This is a genomic window from Actinomycetota bacterium (genome assembly GCA_036280995.1).
In the GTDB taxonomy this organism is placed as follows: domain Bacteria; phylum Actinomycetota; class CALGFH01; order CALGFH01; family CALGFH01; genus CALGFH01.
The window spans coordinates 1-3,044 of record DASUPQ010000671.1 but is presented as its reverse complement, the minus strand read 5'-3'; the positions used below and the strand labels follow the sequence as shown (position 1 = coordinate 3,044).

4 protein-coding genes are annotated in these 3,044 nt (G+C 71.9%); all 4 read right to left on the bottom strand.

The window, feature by feature from the left end:
* Positions 1 to 48 precede the first annotated feature (48 nt).
* A complete protein-coding gene (locus VF468_22850; protein HEX5881128.1) occupies positions 49 to 924 on the bottom strand; it encodes a MerR family transcriptional regulator in 876 nt (291 codons plus the stop codon).
* Between the two features lie 108 nt (positions 925 to 1,032).
* Positions 1,033 to 1,521, bottom strand: coding sequence for an FHA domain-containing protein (locus VF468_22845; protein HEX5881127.1), 489 nt, complete (start codon positions 1,519 to 1,521; stop codon positions 1,033 to 1,035).
* 160 nt (positions 1,522 to 1,681) lie between these two features.
* Entirely contained in the window at positions 1,682 to 2,062 is a 381-nt protein-coding gene (gene gcvH, locus VF468_22840; protein ID HEX5881126.1) for a glycine cleavage system protein GcvH, read from the bottom strand.
* Between the two features lie 101 nt (positions 2,063 to 2,163).
* Positions 2,164 to 3,044: VanW family protein (locus tag VF468_22835; protein ID HEX5881125.1), on the bottom strand; the 881-nt coding region annotated here is incomplete at its 5' end.

The following is a 3,044-nucleotide window of genomic DNA, read 5'->3' as shown; positions in this document are numbered from 1 at the left end:
GTGATTTATTGACATGTTGCTAGGTCGATATATGCATCTAGCAACAGATCAACGGTGGGGGTCGCGCGTCTCGGCCAGGCCGTGGACGGCGGAGCGGAGGGCCAGGTCGCGCATGCGGCCGCCGAGCTGGGCGAGGGCGTCGATGGTGTCGCGGGCGCGGGCGCGGGCCTCGGGGTTGCGCTGGCGGACCAGGGGGGCGACCACCTGCTCGAACAGGGCCGCCTCGCGCTCGGCGAACAGCTTGTACATGCGCAGGTGGCGGGCTTCCAGGCCGTAGTCGGCGAGCTCGCGGGCCAGCCGCAGCAGGACCAGGTCGTCGCCGCCGTACCAGGCGCCCCGCTCGCCGCTGCCGCGGGCGCTGACCAGGCCGAACGATTCCAGCTCGAGGAGCTGGTCCACGCTGGCCCCGGCGGCCCGGCAGAGCTCGTCCCGGGTGAACTGCGCGTCCGACGGCGGCGCCGCCCCGAACGCCCCGGCCACCCCCCGCCCCGACGACCCCACCCCGCCGCCGTCCCCGACGGCACCGGTCCCAGCCGCACCAGGTCCGGCGGCGCCGGTTCCGCCCGCCTCAGCGGCATCCGCGGCCCCGGCACCGCGACCTCCAGCCCCGGCGACCCCGGTCGACCCCGGCTCCCCTCCCCCGGCGGTGGCCCCGGCACCCTCGCCGCGACCTGCCGCGTCGAGGCCGCCGACCTTGTCGAGGTCGCTCAGGCGCTGGCGGATCACCCGCAGGGGGAGGTACTGGTCGCGCTGGGCGCGGAGCACGAACCGCAGCCGGGCGACGTCGTCCTCGGAGAACTTGCGGTAGCCGGAGGCCGAGCGGTCGGGCTGGACGAGCCCCGCGCCCTCGAGGAAGCGGATCTTGGAGACGGTGATGTCGGGGAACTCCGGCTTGAGGATCGCCAGGACCTCGCCGATGCTCATCGTCCCGGTGGCGCCGGACTGCTCGGCCCCCTTGCCGGATCCGGCGGTCGTCTCTCCACCGCCGCCCGGCCGGGGCGGCACGCTGCGCTGGACCGGATCCCGCATACCCTACCCGCCACCCCCAGGACGACTGCCGGCGAAGAACACCAGCTTGAACTTGCCGATCTGGAGCTCGTCGCCGGCGACGAGCTCGCCGTCCTCCACCCGCTCCCGGTTCAGGTAGGTGCCGTTCAGGGAGCCGACGTCGTGGACGGTGAAGCCGCTGGCGCCACGGCGGATCTCGGCGTGGCGGCGGGAGACGGTGATGTCGTCGAGGAAGATGTCGCTCTCGGGGTGGCGCCCGGCGGTCACCGTCTCCTTGTCGAGCAGGAAGCGGCTGCCGGCGTTCGGACCCCGCCGGACGACCAGCATGGCGGTGTTCTCGCGCAGCTCCTCGACCGGCGCGACGACCTCTTCCTCGACCTCAGCTTCGAGGTCCTGGGCGGCCAGGCTGATGGTGGTGGTCGAGTCGTCCGGGGTCGTGACCAGCGCGGCCCCACAGTTGGCGCAGAAGTGGGCCCCCTCAGGGTTCTTGTGACCGCACTGAGTGCAGAACATGCTGCCCTCCCGGGGCTTCGGCTCGTGGTCACCGCCGCCCGGGTCCGCCGGAGCGGCTGGGCTGGCGTCCGTTTTGGTCGGTGACTGTAGAGGACGGATGAAAACAGGGTCAACGCGGCCCGCGGAGTCCGCTCTGACAACCTCCACGATACGGTGACGGTCAGGCTTCGGCGACCAGGTCGTTGTAGGCGGCGGCGTCCATCAGCTGGTCGACCTCGGCGGCGTCGGCCAGCTCGATCACGACCAGCCAGCCCTGGCCGTACGGGTCGGTGTTGATCAGCTCAGGGCTCTTGTCGAGCTCGTCGTTGCGCTCGACGATCGTGCCCGTGACCGGGCTGTAGATGTCGGACACCGACTTGGTGGACTCGACCTCGCCGAAGGTCTGGTTGGCGCTGACCGCCGTGCCGGCCGGCGGGATGTCGACGTAGACGATGTCGCCGAGGGCGTCCTGGGCGTAATGGGTGATGCCGACGGTGGCCCGGTCGCCCTCGACCCGCGCCCACTCGTGCTCGCTCGTGTACCTGAGGTCGTCGGGGTACATCCTCGTCCCTCCAGAGGTGGTCACCAGGGCGCGGCTGGGGCCGGGCCGCTGGTAGCCAAGCACAGCCGTGTCCACCTTGCCAGAGCGGCGTCCCCAGCGGCTCAGGCCCGGGCGCCGGCTCCGGGCTCGGGGGCCTCCTTGGGGCCGGTGCCACGGCGGACGATCTTGACCCAGGGGCTGTAGTTGGAGACGAAGCGGTCGCGCCGGATGACCGTGCCGCCCTTGGTCACGGTGCGCGAGACGGTGACGTCGAACCCGGACGAGCCGGACTCCTCCACGACCTCCTCGCCCTTGGGCAGGGCGGGGTCGTCCTTGTACCTGGTCGGCGGGGGGCGGAAGTTGCTGGCGGCCGAGGTGCTCGAGGTCACCTTGTAGCCCCTGGATGTCGACCAGAAGGTGAAGGTCAGCGTGGATGGGGTGGCCCGGCTGGTGATGTAGATCCCGTACGGGGAGTCGTTGCGGAACTTCAGGTCGGTGCCCGGCCAGTTCAGGGTGGCGTCCCGGCCCATCGGGTAGTGGCTGATGTGCAGGCTGTGGTTGCGCCGCTCGACCACGGGGAGGCCGCCGAAGAAGGCGGCGTTGAACATGGTCGTGCCGGCCTGGCAGACGCCGCCGCCGAGCCCGTCGACGAGCTCGCCGTTCTGGATCACGTGGGCGGTGCGGTAGCCCTTGGCCGCGGTGCGCTGGCCGGTGGCCGCGTTCATGGAGAACACCTGCCCGGGCCGGACCAGGCTGCCGTGGACGGCGGCGGCGATCAGGCCGATGTTGTGGACCCGGGGGGCGTCGGCGGCGCTGAAGGTGGTCGTGAAGGTCGACATGACCTCCTTGACGCCGAGCGCCTTGGCCTCCCTGGTGGTCAGCTCGGGCTGGGTGGCGGTGGTGGGCAGGGCCACCGAGCGGTCGTTCCCGTCGCCGGCGGTGCCGGCCTTCAGGACGGCCGCGGCCGCCTTCTTGGGGATGACCTCGAGCCCGGCCACGCCGG